We start from the raw sequence: 13,919 nt of genomic DNA, 5'->3' as shown, positions 1-13,919 counted from the left end.
GATATTGTCGAAATAGGGTGCCTTTTGTCGCATCACGAGCTAATATAGGAGGGTATCCGATCGGCTGATGGCGCCTTTTCATACTGGGCTCGGCTGCGGTCATTCATAGAAAACGGGATGTGACAGTCATGATGACACGAATAAGATCGCTTATTCAATCGTTTACTTATTGGTTTGGCCGCAGGTCGATGCAGAGTCGTTTGGTTGCTGCCTATATCTTGATTTTGCTGGTTCCGAGCATTATCGTGTCTAATTATTTTTTTAAGCAGATTCGGGATACCTACATCAGCGATGCGCTCAACCAGAACTCGTTCCTGCTGGAAATTGAGAAGATGAACATGCTGAATCAGATTGAGGCGATTGAAATGGCCGCACAGCTGGCGATTTCGGACGACGGGATCAAGGATTATCTTCGGATCAATGAAGAACCCGAGGTGGCGTGGCTGATCGATTTGGCTCGGGGGCCCTTCAAGGACATCCAGCGGATCCAAACCAACAATCCGAATATTACTCACCTTCGGTTATACACAAACAACGCAAACGTGACGGAAATGTGGCCAATTATTTTTCAGGAGAAACGGATCGCAAGCGAGCCGTGGTTCCCCAAAGTCAAGGAGTTGGACGGCGGGGAGATGTGGTTATTCAACCACCGCGATCCCGATATTCTGCAGCGCTACGCTGCCGACGTGTCCGAGGAGCTGCCGAAGGTGTCCTTGATTCGCCAAGTCCATAGCGGGGATTACAGCAGCGTGATCCAGGTGGATATGCTGCTCAAGTACTTTGCTCCGAAGACCTTTGCCGGTATCGTGGATAACAGCTCGCAGATGGTTATCGTCGATCAGGAAGGGCAGTTGTTCATGGACCGAAGCCAATCATTCATGAACAGTCACGAGGGACTCCGAGGCGAGGTGGAGCTTCAGTTCGCTAAGCTGAAGCAGGAGGCGGGCGACTCCGAGAAGACCATACATGCCAGGTTTAGCCTGGACGGATCCTCGTTCCTGCTGATTGCTACCCCGATGGAGCGGCTTCATGCCCATGTGCTGAATGTCGTTTCCCTGGAAGGGGCGCTGAATAACGTATCCAAGGCCCAGGGGCAGATTATAGCGGCGAACATTGTATTGATTTTTCTGCTGTCGATCATTACGTATTACCTAAATTCCATTATTCTGAAGAGCCTGCGCCGTTTAACGGAGACGATGAAGAGAGTCCGCAAGGGAGAAGTTACCGCAGCCATTACGATTCAGGGGGGCGGCGAGGTTGGTGAACTGGCGCATCATTTTAACAAATTGATCCGCACCATCAATGAACTGATTGCCCAGGGCGTACGCAAGCAAGCGGTGACCAAAGAAGCGGAGCTGCGAACGCTGCACAGCCAGATTGACTCTCATTTCCTGTACAATACGCTTGAAAATATTAAGATGCTGGCCGAAATCGAGGGGCAGCGGACGATTTCGGATGCGTTGACCTCACTTGGCGGGATGATGCGCTACAACTTCAAGTGGTCGGGGGAGTACGTTAAATTGAAGGATGAAATTCGCCATATCTGCAATTACATTGATGTCATGAATATCCGGTTTGACGAGCCGATCCGGCTTGAACTCAATATTCCGTCCGAATTCATGGAGCTCGAGGTATTAAAAATGTCGCTGCAGCCCATCGTGGAAAACGCCGTTAAGCATGCCTGGCCCGAGTTCCCGGATCAGGAGAAGCGGATCAAGATCGATGCCATTGCATGGGAAGAGGATCGGATCACGATTAACGTTACCGATAACGGCATCGGGATGGAGCCTTATCGACTGGGCAGGCTGGGCGAGATTCTTCGAATGGCGGACAACGAGGAACTCCCTTCCGTAGATTACGGGCGGGGCGGCGTGCAGGCTGGAGGAATCGGACTTCGGAATGTGCACCAGCGAATCCAGTTGTTCTACGGGAATGAATATGGAATCGAAGTGAAGAGCGAAGAGGGGAAGTTCACGCAGGTGACCATGACCTTCCCTAAGGTTCTGTTAACAGGAGGAGGCAGTGGACATGAGAAGTCTGATGATCGTGGATGATGAGAAGAATATCCGGTATGGACTGAAAACGATGATTGAGCGGGAATTCCCGGATCAGTACGAGATCCGCCTGGCTGCCCAGGGGCAGGAAGCGCTGGATTCTTACCGCGAAGTGCCGGCCGATATCGTCATTACAGACATCCGAATGCCGGTCATGGACGGGATACGCCTGATTGAGGCACTTGCTGAACTGGAAGGAACATTGGGGGTTAAACCCGTCGTTCTGATTCTGAGCGGATATGACGATTTTGAATATGCCAAGGCGGCGATCCGCTATCAGGTAAAGGAGTATCTGCTTAAGCCGATTCGACGGGATGAACTGTTCGCTGCCCTCCGAAAAACAGAAGAAGTTTTGATCCGGCAAGCGGAAGTGCACAACCGGGTTGCCGCCAGCGAGGTATATCTTCAGCAGTTGCAGACCCATCGGCTGAAGGAGCTGCTGGAGCTGCCTCAAGGGCTGGATATGGGAGCTGCCGCGAACGAAATCGGGTATGATTCGTTTGTGAAGCCATTCCGGGTAGCGGTGATGAAATACAAGTACGAAGACGGCAATGCCATGAACAAGGATGAGCTGAAGCAATTGATTGATAACATGAGGGCTTCAGTGGAAGGGCGGATCAACGCTTGTTTTATGGACAGCAAGGGGAGGGTCGTGCTCATCGGCAGTCCGGACGGACAATTCGAGGAGCTGGCACGGCAGTTTGCCGAGCGGGAGATGGACGGGCTCTTTGTGGGCATTAGCCGGGAAGGCTTCCGGGTCGAAGACATCCGGAGCTGTTACATTCAGGCGCTGACCGCTCTGAGCTATACGTTCATTCATCCCAACGTCAAGCTGATGAGCCATGATGATATTCAGGGAGAGCTGCGCACATATCCGGTGCCGGAAGAGAGTATCCGGAAGCTGGGCAACATGCTCGGCACGGAGCGGGAGCGGGAGATCAAGGCGCTGCTGCTGGATATTTTTCATATCGAGGATATGCCGCATGTGGCCATCGATTATTTGGAACATGTCAGCAAGCGGATTAATGAGCAGGTGCTGGATGAGGTGTTCCGCGTGTACGGGGAATCCATGGTGGAAGTGTTGAAGCTGTACCGAAAGGTGGGGACAATGGACAATTACCGTCATTTTCACACCTATTTCAGAAATTTGGAGCATCTGCTGCTGCATGTGAATGAATATGTGAAGGGGATCCGTTCCGCCCACAGTGAGCATTCGGAGATTAAGGCAGCGGTAAGTTACATGGAGGAGAATTACCACAGGCCGCTGAACATGGCGATGGTCAGCAATTATGTGTCTTTGAATTATTCTTATTTCAGTGAAGCGTTTAAGGCCCATACGGGGGAGAACTTTGTGGTATATCTTAAGAAGCTGCGGATTACGAAGGCCAAGGAACTGCTTCAGGACGGTGCCATAAAGCTTGCGGACATAGGCAAAGCGGTTGGCTTCGAGAACACCAAGCAATTCTCGCGTGTCTTCAAGGAGCTGGAAGGGATCTCGCCGCATGAATACCGGATCAAGGTACAAACAGGTCCGGGACTGCAGCAGGAGTAGGTAATGCAAACGCGGTGAGGAGGAGACAACTGAATCCGATTGTCATATAAGAGGGGAGAACCTTGGCCGCAAGCGGCAGGGTTCTCCCCTCTTATATGAACGGGGGGATTTTACATCCGATCCCGTTTTCCCGGTTGACACTATTATTCACTAGTAAGCGTTGAACCTGTTTCTAGTAAGGTTTTCAATCCCGACAGTACGATCGGCAAGCCTAACTTGAGTGTGTTCGCCGTATGTTTGGCCTCATCAAACTCATCATGGATAACCGTTACAAGGGTTACACCGCTAAGCTCCGCATGGGGATCAATTTCCCACGTAATGCGTGAGAGACTCTCGCCGGCCGTATCTTCGTTTATTAACATCCTCCAACTCAGAACCAGCTTATGCGGAGGGTTTATGTTTAGAATGGTCCCTTCTGCTTGAACCTTGCCTTGGGGGTTCTTAAGTTCGAAAGGAGAGTCGATTTCCCAGTTGGATTGGATAGAGCAGTTGTACCAGAACTTTGATGTTTTGGCCGGATCGGTAATGGCGCGCCATACTTGCTCGGGTGCTGCTTTAATGGCAATTTGGTTTACATGTCGAGGTTTTTGTTCCATATTCGGTTCACGCTCCAATTCATTTTTAAGGGATGACAATTCCATGGCCCAGGGCTCAGCGTATTTGCTGACCCACCGGTCGTAAATTTGACGGATCGGTACGGAGTTCAGATAATGCAGCTTCTCCCTGCCGACCTTTCTCGTTGTGATAAGACCGGCTTCCTCCAGTATATGAAGATGTTTCATGACACCGAATCGGGTCATCTCCAGGGGAACACAAAGTTCGCTTAAACTTTGCCCATCTGATCTATACAGCAGATCCAAGAGTGTGCGTCGGCTGGGATCCGCCAGTGCTTTAAAGATTTCATTTTCCAATCGTGACAGCTCCTTCTTAACAGCATGCTAAGAAAATCCAAATGGCTATTTACATGTGACTAAATGGTTATGTGTTATAAACGTGACAGTATAGTCACATATTATCATACAACGAATCGTTTGTCAGCTTACGGTATTTGAATGGACGAATGGGGAGGTATATCGAGAATTTCTGGAATCGGAGTCTGGATAGCACCGATATGTGGCGCCGAATTCGAGGCAGCTAAAGATTCGGCACGATCCAGTCCTATTGACTGGGTCGTTTATTTTGCTCACCCAAAAAAAGACACCGGGTCGGCTTTCCAGGGACATGCCTGGAATTCGCGATCGGGTGTCTTCATATATGCAGGATTATGTAATCCCTATAATATTATTTATTGAGCTGCGGTCTCTAATGTGGACAGCGTCATTTCCATTTTGCGGGTGATTTCTTTCTGCCATTTCACGTCTCCAAGCTGGATCGCGAGGTTCAGCAGGTCCAGATAATCATCCATTTGCAGAGAACAGCGGCGGGAAGTCGTTTTCATAAGTCAATCGGCTCTCCTTTATATATAAACTCTTCAAGCGAAAAGCGTGTAAACCTGAGTATAAATACATTCTCAACACATTCTCACTTGTCCGGTAATGATAATCATTATCATGTGATTAATTCTCATTATAAAGGCTTCCCGCCCAGGTTGCAAGCCACTTTCTTGGATTTTGCGTAAAAATGAATTAATTCATGAAGAATCGCTGTCTGTATTTCCGCGGCGAGATCCCTTCCTGCTTCGTGAAGCAGGAGGTAAAGTATGCTGCATGATTGAAACCAACCTCTTCCGCGACCCGGCTGATGCTGAAGTCCGTCTGCATGAGGAGCATTTTGGCCTGCTCGATCCGATAGCGCTGCAAATATTCAACTGGCGAGCAGCCGAATTCCTTCTGCATGCAGCGTGCAATATAGACAGGGTGGAAGTTGATGCGGTCGCCCAGCTCCTGCACCTTGAACTCTTCCCGACAATGCTTCCGCAGATAGGCTGCGGCCCGCTCGGCGCAAGCGGAGGAAGGAGAGGACACCGGTGTATCCAATGCGGCGGCCAACTGCTCGATGAGCTCTTGGAACACCACCTGCTGCCGCCACAGAAATTTAGCCTGGTGACCGTACTGAACCAGCGAAGACATGGTAGCCAGAAGCTCCAGAGCCTTTTCCGGTTGAGGCAGGGTGCCGAATTGGGGGATGTTGACGGAAAAATAGTTCGGCGTCATCGCCTTTAACTCCGGAGCCTCTTCTCTTCTGGGCGCTTGGCAGGCCTCGTCCGCATGCCAATTCCCGGAGGTTTGGAAATGAAGCCAGTAATAATCGGTCTCCTCCGTGCATCCCTTCGTGCCGAAATGATGCGTATCGGGACGCAGGATGAGGAACATGCCGGGTTTGATTTCATAAGGAATGCCGTTCTCCGTGACATGGAGCTGCCCCTTCATGACCACGAGCAGATCAAAGATGCCAATGTTTTTGCGGTTAGGATGTCCGCTATGAACAGGAGCGCGGGTAAGCCCGCTATTGATGTATTCCGGCAGCGGCGGAACGGTAAAATTCAGGATCGTCATAAGAAAGCCCTTTCGTGATTCGCGAGGTTTGAATTTTGATAGTTTTCGTTCGGAAAATGATATTATAACTCCAGTATACCATCTATAATTTGAGAAGGTTAAAGACCGTTTCATCATGAATTGTGTTTAACCCTTACATCATGGGTGGAGGTTGGAATGTTGGATAAAAACACAAGCAAATTTACATTATGGGTTCTCGCTTGGCCCATATTCATCGAGCTGTTCCTGCAGTTTTTGCTGGGAGCGGTGGATACATTGATGGTCAGCCGGATTTCCGACGATGCGGTGGCTGTGGTTGGCTTCTCCAATCAGCTGTTTCAGGCGATGACGACCCTGTTCATGACGGTTGCCAGCGGTGCCGGCATTCTCATTGCCCAGAAGATCGGTTCGCATCGGACGGGAGACGCTCGAACGATCGGCATCATGGCGGTGAGTGCCACCACAATCATCGGATTGGTGTGCAGCGTAATATTGTTTGCGATGCCGGAGGCTATCGCTTCGATCCTCCAGCTGCCGGAGCATCTGCTTCCGCTAGCCGGAACGTATATTTCCATTGTCGGCGGCGGGATGGTGCTGATTGCCATGATGGCTACGATGAGCACCGTCATCCGGAATACCGGCAACACGCGTGCGCCGATGTATGTAGCGATCGGAATGAATATCATTCACGTTATTATGAACTATGGGTTTATTTTCGGCGCTTTCGGGTTCCCGCAGTGGGGACTTACCGGCGTTGCGATCTCGACGGTGGTCAGCCGGCTGCTCGCTGTGCTCTTACTGCTGTATATATTCCTTCGTTCATTTGAATACCGGATCAAATGGAAGGAATTCCGCGTGTTCAACCGTCCGCTGTTCGGTGAAATTCTGAGGATCGGATGGCCGCTCGGCATCAATATGTCCTGCTGGGTGTTCACGCAGCTGATCATCTATTCCTTCATTGCAACGCTGGGCGCTGCCGAGCTGGCAGCACGTACGTATATGAATACCCTGGAATCCTTCTGTTTCTTGCTGGGCTCATCGATCGCGATGGCTGCCCAGATTCAGATTGCGCATCTGTTCGGCGCGGGCCGGATCAAGGAGGCTTATCGGAGCGCGTACCGCGCCCTGGGCATCGGGGCTGTTTACGTTGTCGTCAATGCCTTCCTTCTGTATGTGTTTGGGAAGCAGCTGCTGGGGCTGTTTACGGACGATAAGACAATCATTGCGATCGGAGCATCGCTCCTGGGCATGAATCTGATTCTTCAGCCTGGCAAAATGCTCAACATGGCGCTCGGCAACTCGCTTAATGCCGTCGGAGACACGAGGTTTACGATGTACATTTCCCTGGGCTCGATGTGGCTGGTCGCCACCGTGCTCTCATATATACTCGGCATTCACATGGGGTGGGGGCTTATCGGCATATACTCCTGCATGATTGCCGACGAGTATTTGCGGGGGGTGCTGTCCTTCTTCCGCTGGCGCGGGCAAAAACACCTGCGGAAGGCAGAGCGAGTCGAGCCGGTGAATCATCAGGGGACGTCAATGGAGCCGGTGCCGGCGCAAGCGTAATGATGGGTTATGATATGAAAAAGGATACTTCGGCCGTGGGGCATCGGGGTATCCTTTTTTTGCCATACTAAAAAATAATGCATTCGAAAACTTTTTAACCGCATGACGGGGTATTGTAAGTGATTGGCCAAGTGAAAGGAGGAAAGCGCGGTTTGGTACACGACCTTATACAACGACTAAAGACGGAATACAGTGACGAATTGTTCGAAGAACTTTACCGGTTATACGCGGATCGGGCGATTCGAACGGCTACTGCGGTAACCGGAAGTCCGGCAAGCGCTGCCGACGTGGTCCAGGAAACGTTCATCCGGGTATACCGTAACCTCGGTGCCTATGATGGAAGCAAACCCTTTGACCCGTGGTTCAACCGGATTCTCTATAACGAATGCAATCGGTATTTGAAGAAACATGCGAGAGTGGTGCCTTCCGAGATATCGGAGGAGAGGGATCTTCCCTCGAAAACCGACACCTACGATTTTGACCGGCATGGCGAGGTATATGAGATGGTGCAGCGGCTGGATGACCAGCACCGGATTCCCGTTATCTTGAAATATTTGAATGATGTTGCCGAGAAGGATATCGCGGACATGATGGAGCTGAACGTCAATACGGTGAAATCCAGATTGTTCAAAGCGCGAAAGAAGTTGAAGGAATGGATGCTGCAGAATAGGGGAGGGAATCAGCATGGGACGTGATCCATGGGATCAAGAGATTACAGACGGACTGAAAAAGGGTACGGATGACGCGATGCGACATAAAGACGAGATTTGGATGGCGATTAAGGAGCGGATTCATAGCGAGCAAGCCCGGCGGCCTGCGGAATCGGAGACTCCCTTCGCGCCGCGGGAATCGAAAGGGCGCCGCCGTTCGGGACGAAGAACTGCCGGATGGATTGCGGCAACCGCCGCTGCGGCAGCCATCGTACTGACCGTCAGCTTTCAGACGGCACCGGTTCAGGCGTTCCTTGATCATGTGAAGGAATGGTTTGCTCCCCAGAAAACGGTCGAGCAGGAGCTTGAAGGCGCGCCGGAAACCAGCGTGGATCAGCTGCATGAGGGTGCCGATTACGTGATTTATATTGATGAGAGCCGGTTTAAAATGATTCATGAATCGGGCGTGGACCGCATTGAATTGAAGGAGAAGCCGACGGATGACCGCTATCCGGAAGTGTTCATGGAAATTTCGCAGGAGGGCGTCGATCCCAAGACGACAGCGGAGCGGATCCAGACGGAGCTGCAAGAATATCCGAAGGTTGAATCGAATCCCGTGGATGAACCGATTCAAGGCTGGGAAGTGCGTGCCGTTGGTGGAACCGGCGGTAAAGAGTGGGATGACCCGGTGATACGATATTATGTGTTCGATAACGGGCAGGGCGGCAGCTTTGTTGTGAAGCAGCAGTATTTCCTGGAGGCCTCCGAAGGCTTCGGCGCACGCTTCCATAACATGATGAAGGAATTCCACATTACGACGAATACCCATGCTGAGTCTGACATCGAATAGGATTTTCAGTTTATTGCATTTAATGAGGACGCTCGATAGCGGACTCCTACTCGATCGATAATACAACAGCCATATACAGGGATAGCCCAATCGCATGATGAGGGGCTATCCTTTTTTATGTTCAAAGATTTAAAGATTGGGTTAGAAACGATAAGTATATAGTTTTGTGTAATATTATGTAACATGAGTGAAGTCTATTAAATATAATAACACTTCCTATTACTGGATTATATTATTTATAATTCGTTAAAAAAGGCTAATAATGCAGTTATATTTCTGTATTTCTTCAATTGTAAACGCTTTTCCTATAATATGTTTGGTTTGTTATATTAAATAACATTAAATAGAATAACTCTAACGAATACATATTTATATGTTATATATTATAACATCAAGGGAGAGTGCCATGATGAAACCAAAGTCAAAACGTCCTTTAGCGGTCTGGAGTACCGCTGCATTCACCGCTTTTGTTATTTCTTTATCACCTGTTGCAACCTATGCGGCACATGCTGCTACGGTGACGGAAGTGAAAGGAACGGTTAGTACGTCTGCGCCCGTACAGACCCCTGCAACGCCGGGAAGGAATACGACGGTACCTCCTCTATCGGAAGCTTCCAAACAATCGACAAGGCCGAACGTGCTGGTCATTGCTACCGGAGGGACTTTAGCAGGGCAATCGACGGATGCCACCAGCTTTCAATCCTACCGGGCGGGTACGTTGAAGATTGAGGACATGGTCGGTGAGCTTCCCAATACGGACAAGATTGCGGATATCAGCACGCTCCAGTTCGGCAATTCGGGATCAAGCGCGTATACCATGGCGGATCTGTATGATTTGTCCCTGACGGTGGACCATGCGCTTAAGGTCTATGACAGTGTCGTTGTAACGACGGGGACGGATACGATGGAAGAGATTGCGTACTTCCTTGATCTGACGGTACAAAGCGACAAGCCTGTAGTCATTACCGGCTCCATGCGGCCTTGGACGGTGATCGGTTCCGATGCGCAGGCGAATCTGTACAATGCCATCAAACTGGCTGGAAGCGGCCGCACGGAATCCTTCGGCACGGTGCTAATGCTGAATGATACGATTCATCTGGCGCGCGGCGTAACCAAGACCAATGATTACCGAACCGACACGTTTGAGACGCCAATGCTGGGCGCAGTCGGATATATCGATGATGAGAATATTCGGATATACCGTGCCCCCCTCCGTGCGATGAAGGCGGAAGGTGAAGGCAAACCGGTATTTGATCTGAGCAGAATCACCAAAGAGGACCTGGCGAAGGTTGAAATTGCAATCTCTTATCAGGAAGCCGGCGGTGGTGCGATTAAAGGCTTTGTGGCAGACGGAGCTAAAGGCATCGTCACTTCCGGCACCGGTGCAGGCGGCATCTCGAGAGAGATGAGCGCGGCCCGCAAGGAAGCCATCGAGAAGGGGGTGGTTTTCGTAACAACGACCCGTACAGGCTCCGGCAGCGTATACGGCGGAGGTGAGGGCATCATTTCAGGCGACAATCTGAGTCCTCAACAAGCGCGCGTACTGCTGCTGCTCTCCCTGTCCTTTACGGATGATTTCAATACCATTAAGGGTTGGTTCGCAACCTACGGAACACCTGAAGTGTAATCTCAGACTCAGTCATTTTTTAGCTGCTCATTATTCCTACTGAACCATGTAATTCCTTCCACCAATATATATTGCCGCCAGGGTTGCCTGGCGGTCTTTTTTTGACGGTGTATATTTCGTCTAATCAAAAACCATCCCCATGTAAGCTGCTCATAGAGCAAGTTTACATGGGGATGGTTTTTTGATTTATTTTATTTTTCGATATGCTCCACAAACCAGCGGATAATATGACTTAAGCGTTTCACCCGCAGATGCGGGTGGCCGCTTCGGGACAAGTTGTGATCGGCACCAGGGAAACGGATGAACTGAGCTTTCCGGCCAAGTCGCTTCAAGGCAATAAACAGCTGTTCTCCCTGTTCGATCGGGCAGCGGAGATCCTGTTCTCCGTGAAGGATGAGAAGCGGCGTATGGATGTCCTTCACGTAAGCGAGCGGGGAATGTTTCCACAGCTTCTCCAGATCGTCCCATGGATTGCCCCAGATCTGATCCTGCGTAAAGGTGTAGCCGATATCGCTGACGCCGTAGAAGGAGATCCAGTTCGATATCGAGCGCTGGGTTACCGCTGCCTGGAACCGGTCGGTATGACCGATGATCCAGTTGGTCATGAAGCCGCCGTAGCTGCCGCCGGTTACGCCAAGACGGGAGGCATCGACATACGAGTAGGTATCCAGAACATAATCTACAGCTTCCATCAGATCCTGGTAATCCCGTCCGCCGTAATCCCCTCTAACGGTATTAACGTGTACTTGACCGTATCCGTGGCCACCCCGAGGGTTGGTGTAGAATACCGCATAACCGGCTGCAGCCAGCAGCTGGAACTCATGCATGAACGTATGCCCGTACATGGCTTGCGGACCGCCGTGAATTTCAAGCACAGCTGGAACTTTCGTGCCTTCCGTGAAGCCGGCAGGCTTCATGATCCACCCTTGAATCGGCCAGCCGTCCGATGTCCGAAACGTAAAGGACTCCGGCGTGCTTAACGTAAGCTCGCTCCACAGCTCCTCGTTGCAGTTCGTCAGACGTTTCTCCTCGTTCTTAGCGATAGAGAAGCTGAACAGATCACCGGGCTGCAGCGGGTCAGCCGCAGCAAACACTACGTTCTCTTCCGGTGTCAGAGCGAATTGGTACACTTCGCGTTCACCCGATACCACCAGCTCGTAGGATGAACCGTCCAGGGCAAATCGTCCAATATGGACGCCGCCATCCTGGCTGAGCTGGATGTACACGGATTGACCGTCCTTACTGAACAGCGGAGGTGTTCCGGCTCCGGCTCTCATGTCGCTGACCGCGGCGTGCCCCAGCTGAATATCCATGTCCGTGAAGAGCACGCGGGATTCTCCGCCCGAGAGCGGGACCAGGTGGATTTTGGTCAGCGTAGCAAAACCGCAGCTGAGATCGCTGGCAAGCATGAGCATATACTGACCGTCCGGGGTGAACGCAATGGAGCCGATCGAGAGAGTTCCATCCGTCAATTCGGTTACGGATCCGCTGGCGAGGTCCATGACGAATACATCGCCCGTCAAACGAAGATCCGGATCCGGGAATTCCTCCGTGGCAAGGCTGCTGCTGTATGCGATTCGGGTGCCGTCCGGTGACCAGGCGAAGGCATGTATATCAAAATCTCCTTCTGTGATTTGCTTGCATTCTTCCGTTGCCGGGTTCACGAGATATAGATGATGTCGACATTCGTTCCACAATCCGGCGCCATCGGCTTTATATTTAATGCGATTAATGATTTTTTCTTCGGGCAGCTTGTTTTTACCGTCTTTGTCTGGCTCTTCGCTTTCAGTAGACTCCCCCGCGTCCACCTCGCTTCTAACAAGCAGGCGTGTGCTGTCCGGTGACCATTTAAAGGCGCTGACTCCGTGCTTCAAGTTGGTAACCGGTCTTGCTTCCCCTCCGTTGGCAGGCATGATCCATACCTGTGGCTTATCGCCCTTTTTGCGCAAGAAAGCAAGCTCCGACCCGTCCGGGGACCAAGCGGGTGCGGCATCCGCTTCGCCGGACGTGAAGGGAACGTCCTGGTCTCCTTCTGCAGGAAGCAACCGGATATGGGAACGGTAACCGTCGAACTTTTCACTGACGGATTTATGTACATAAGCTATGGCTCCGCTAGCTGGAGATACGACAGGGTCATTCACCCAGTGCATCCGGTACAAATCCTCTGGCGTTATGAGTCGCTTATCAGTCATGAATCATCCTCCTAATCTTCTTGTATGAGTTAAACATCATTATCCCAGATAATGGCATGGAAATCTAGAAGAAAATGAGAGGGGAAATGCGAGTGTTTCGTACCAAATGCTAGTAAAATAGAGGGGGAATTACAATAATTATAGGGTGTAATACGGAGGTTGTAGAACTGAAAACAGCCCATTAATTTTCAACTGGTCAATTTAGAAGCGATACGGTGCGCTTTTTGTTATAATTGAGACAGACTCTCAATTAGGAGTATGTAAAATAAAACCAACTATATATAGCTCAGGAGGAAATCAGAATGAACGTAAGTGAAGCGATCCGAACGCGCCGTAGCCTTGGCAAGGTCAAGCCTGATGCCGTACCGCAGGAATGGATTGAACAAATCGTAGAAGCAGGAACCTGGGCGCCGAACCACAAGCTCACGGAGCCATGGAAATTTTTTGTCATGCAAGGAGAGGGTCGTGATGTGCTCGGCAACGCGCTTGGTGACATTCAGGCGGCAGGCGGCGATGATACGAGTGAAGAGGCTGTAAATGCAGCACGCGAGTCGGGACGTACGAAGGCATACCGGGCTCCGGTTGTCATCGGTGTGGCGGTTGAACCGTCCACGGACCCCAAGGTGATTGAACTTGAAGAGTACGGAGCGGTATTTGCCGCCATTCAAAATATGCTTCTGCAAATTCATGAGCTTGGTCTGGGTGCCGTGTGGAGAACAGGCGAGCCGTGTTTCCATACGCTGATGAATCAAGCGTTTGGATTGAAGCCTGAAGATAAAATGCTGGGTTTCCTGTACATCGGATATCCGGATATGGAACCTAAGCAGGGGAAACGTCAACCGGCAGCGAACAAAACGGTATGGCTGAATAGTGCCGCAGACCTGTAGTTGATCTACCCTCCGCCGCAAAAATCCGGTATAATGAACCCTAAGTTTGCCTAAAGGGTGTTAC

11 protein-coding genes are annotated in these 13,919 nt (G+C 50.8%); 7 read left to right on the top strand and 4 right to left on the bottom strand.

All coding sequences use genetic code 11. From position 1 onward, the window contains the following. Nucleotides 1-128 precede the first annotated feature (128 nt). Both AK95_RS22940 and AK95_RS22935 read left to right on the top strand, forming a co-directional pair. On the top strand, nucleotides 129-2,054 hold the full coding sequence (locus AK95_RS22940; RefSeq protein WP_162487630.1) for a cache domain-containing sensor histidine kinase: 1,926 nt from the start codon (nucleotides 129-131) through the stop codon (nucleotides 2,052-2,054). Further along, nucleotides 2,029-3,606, top strand: coding sequence for a response regulator (locus AK95_RS22935; protein WP_071222227.1), 1,578 nt, complete (start codon nucleotides 2,029-2,031; stop codon nucleotides 3,604-3,606). Before AK95_RS22940 ends, AK95_RS22935 begins: the two co-directional genes overlap by 26 nt. Before the next feature lie 143 nt (nucleotides 3,607-3,749). On the opposite strand, the gene AK95_RS22930 is transcribed toward AK95_RS22935, so the two are convergent. The 3 genes from AK95_RS22930 to AK95_RS22925 all read right to left on the bottom strand — a co-directional run bounded on the left by AK95_RS22930 (nucleotide 3,750) and on the right by AK95_RS22925 (nucleotide 6,101). After that, entirely contained in the window at nucleotides 3,750-4,517 is a 768-nt protein-coding gene (locus AK95_RS22930; protein ID WP_071222226.1) for an ArsR/SmtB family transcription factor, read from the bottom strand. 374 nt (nucleotides 4,518-4,891) lie between these two features. Further along, entirely contained in the window at nucleotides 4,892-5,044 is a 153-nt protein-coding gene (locus AK95_RS34575) for a hypothetical protein (protein ID WP_009591875.1), read from the bottom strand. A 187-nt stretch (nucleotides 5,045-5,231) separates the two neighbouring features. Further along, nucleotides 5,232-6,101, bottom strand: coding sequence for an AraC family transcriptional regulator (locus AK95_RS22925; RefSeq protein WP_071222225.1), 870 nt, complete (start codon nucleotides 6,099-6,101; stop codon nucleotides 5,232-5,234). Between the two features lie 156 nt (nucleotides 6,102-6,257). Between AK95_RS22925 and AK95_RS22920 the strand changes: the two genes are divergently transcribed. The 4 genes from AK95_RS22920 (at nucleotide 6,258) to AK95_RS22905 (ending at nucleotide 10,776) form a co-directional block, all read left to right on the top strand. Then, nucleotides 6,258-7,649 (top strand): MATE family efflux transporter, encoded by a 1,392-nt coding sequence (locus AK95_RS22920; RefSeq protein WP_071222224.1) that lies wholly within the window; start codon nucleotides 6,258-6,260, stop codon nucleotides 7,647-7,649. 152 nt (nucleotides 7,650-7,801) lie between these two features. Then, nucleotides 7,802-8,344 (top strand): RNA polymerase sigma factor, encoded by a 543-nt coding sequence (locus AK95_RS22915; RefSeq protein ID WP_071222223.1) that lies wholly within the window; start codon nucleotides 7,802-7,804, stop codon nucleotides 8,342-8,344. Next, on the top strand, nucleotides 8,334-9,149 hold the full coding sequence (locus tag AK95_RS22910) for a hypothetical protein (protein WP_071222222.1): 816 nt from the start codon (nucleotides 8,334-8,336) through the stop codon (nucleotides 9,147-9,149). Before AK95_RS22915 ends, AK95_RS22910 begins: the two co-directional genes overlap by 11 nt. 406 nt (nucleotides 9,150-9,555) lie before the next feature. Further along, nucleotides 9,556-10,776, top strand: a complete 1,221-nt coding sequence (locus AK95_RS22905) for an asparaginase (RefSeq protein ID WP_071222221.1) — start codon at nucleotides 9,556-9,558, stop codon at nucleotides 10,774-10,776. Between the two features lie 191 nt (nucleotides 10,777-10,967). On the opposite strand, the gene AK95_RS22900 is transcribed toward AK95_RS22905, so the two are convergent. After that, complete coding sequence (locus AK95_RS22900) at nucleotides 10,968-12,968, bottom strand: alpha/beta hydrolase family protein (protein WP_071222220.1); 2,001 nt, start codon at nucleotides 12,966-12,968, stop codon at nucleotides 10,968-10,970. A 302-nt stretch (nucleotides 12,969-13,270) separates the two neighbouring features. Here AK95_RS22900 and AK95_RS22895 point away from each other — a divergent pair, with 302 nt between their 5' ends. Beyond that, nucleotides 13,271-13,855 (top strand): nitroreductase family protein, encoded by a 585-nt coding sequence (locus AK95_RS22895; RefSeq protein ID WP_071222219.1) that lies wholly within the window; start codon nucleotides 13,271-13,273, stop codon nucleotides 13,853-13,855. The last annotated feature ends 64 nt before the right edge of the window (nucleotides 13,856-13,919 follow it).

It is taken from the genome of Paenibacillus sp. LC231, from assembly GCF_001860525.1.
Classification (GTDB): Bacteria; Bacillota; Bacilli; order Paenibacillales; family Paenibacillaceae; genus Paenibacillus_AQ.
The sequence above is the reverse complement of the archived record's forward strand: the minus strand, read 5'-3'. Positions and strand labels throughout refer to the sequence as shown.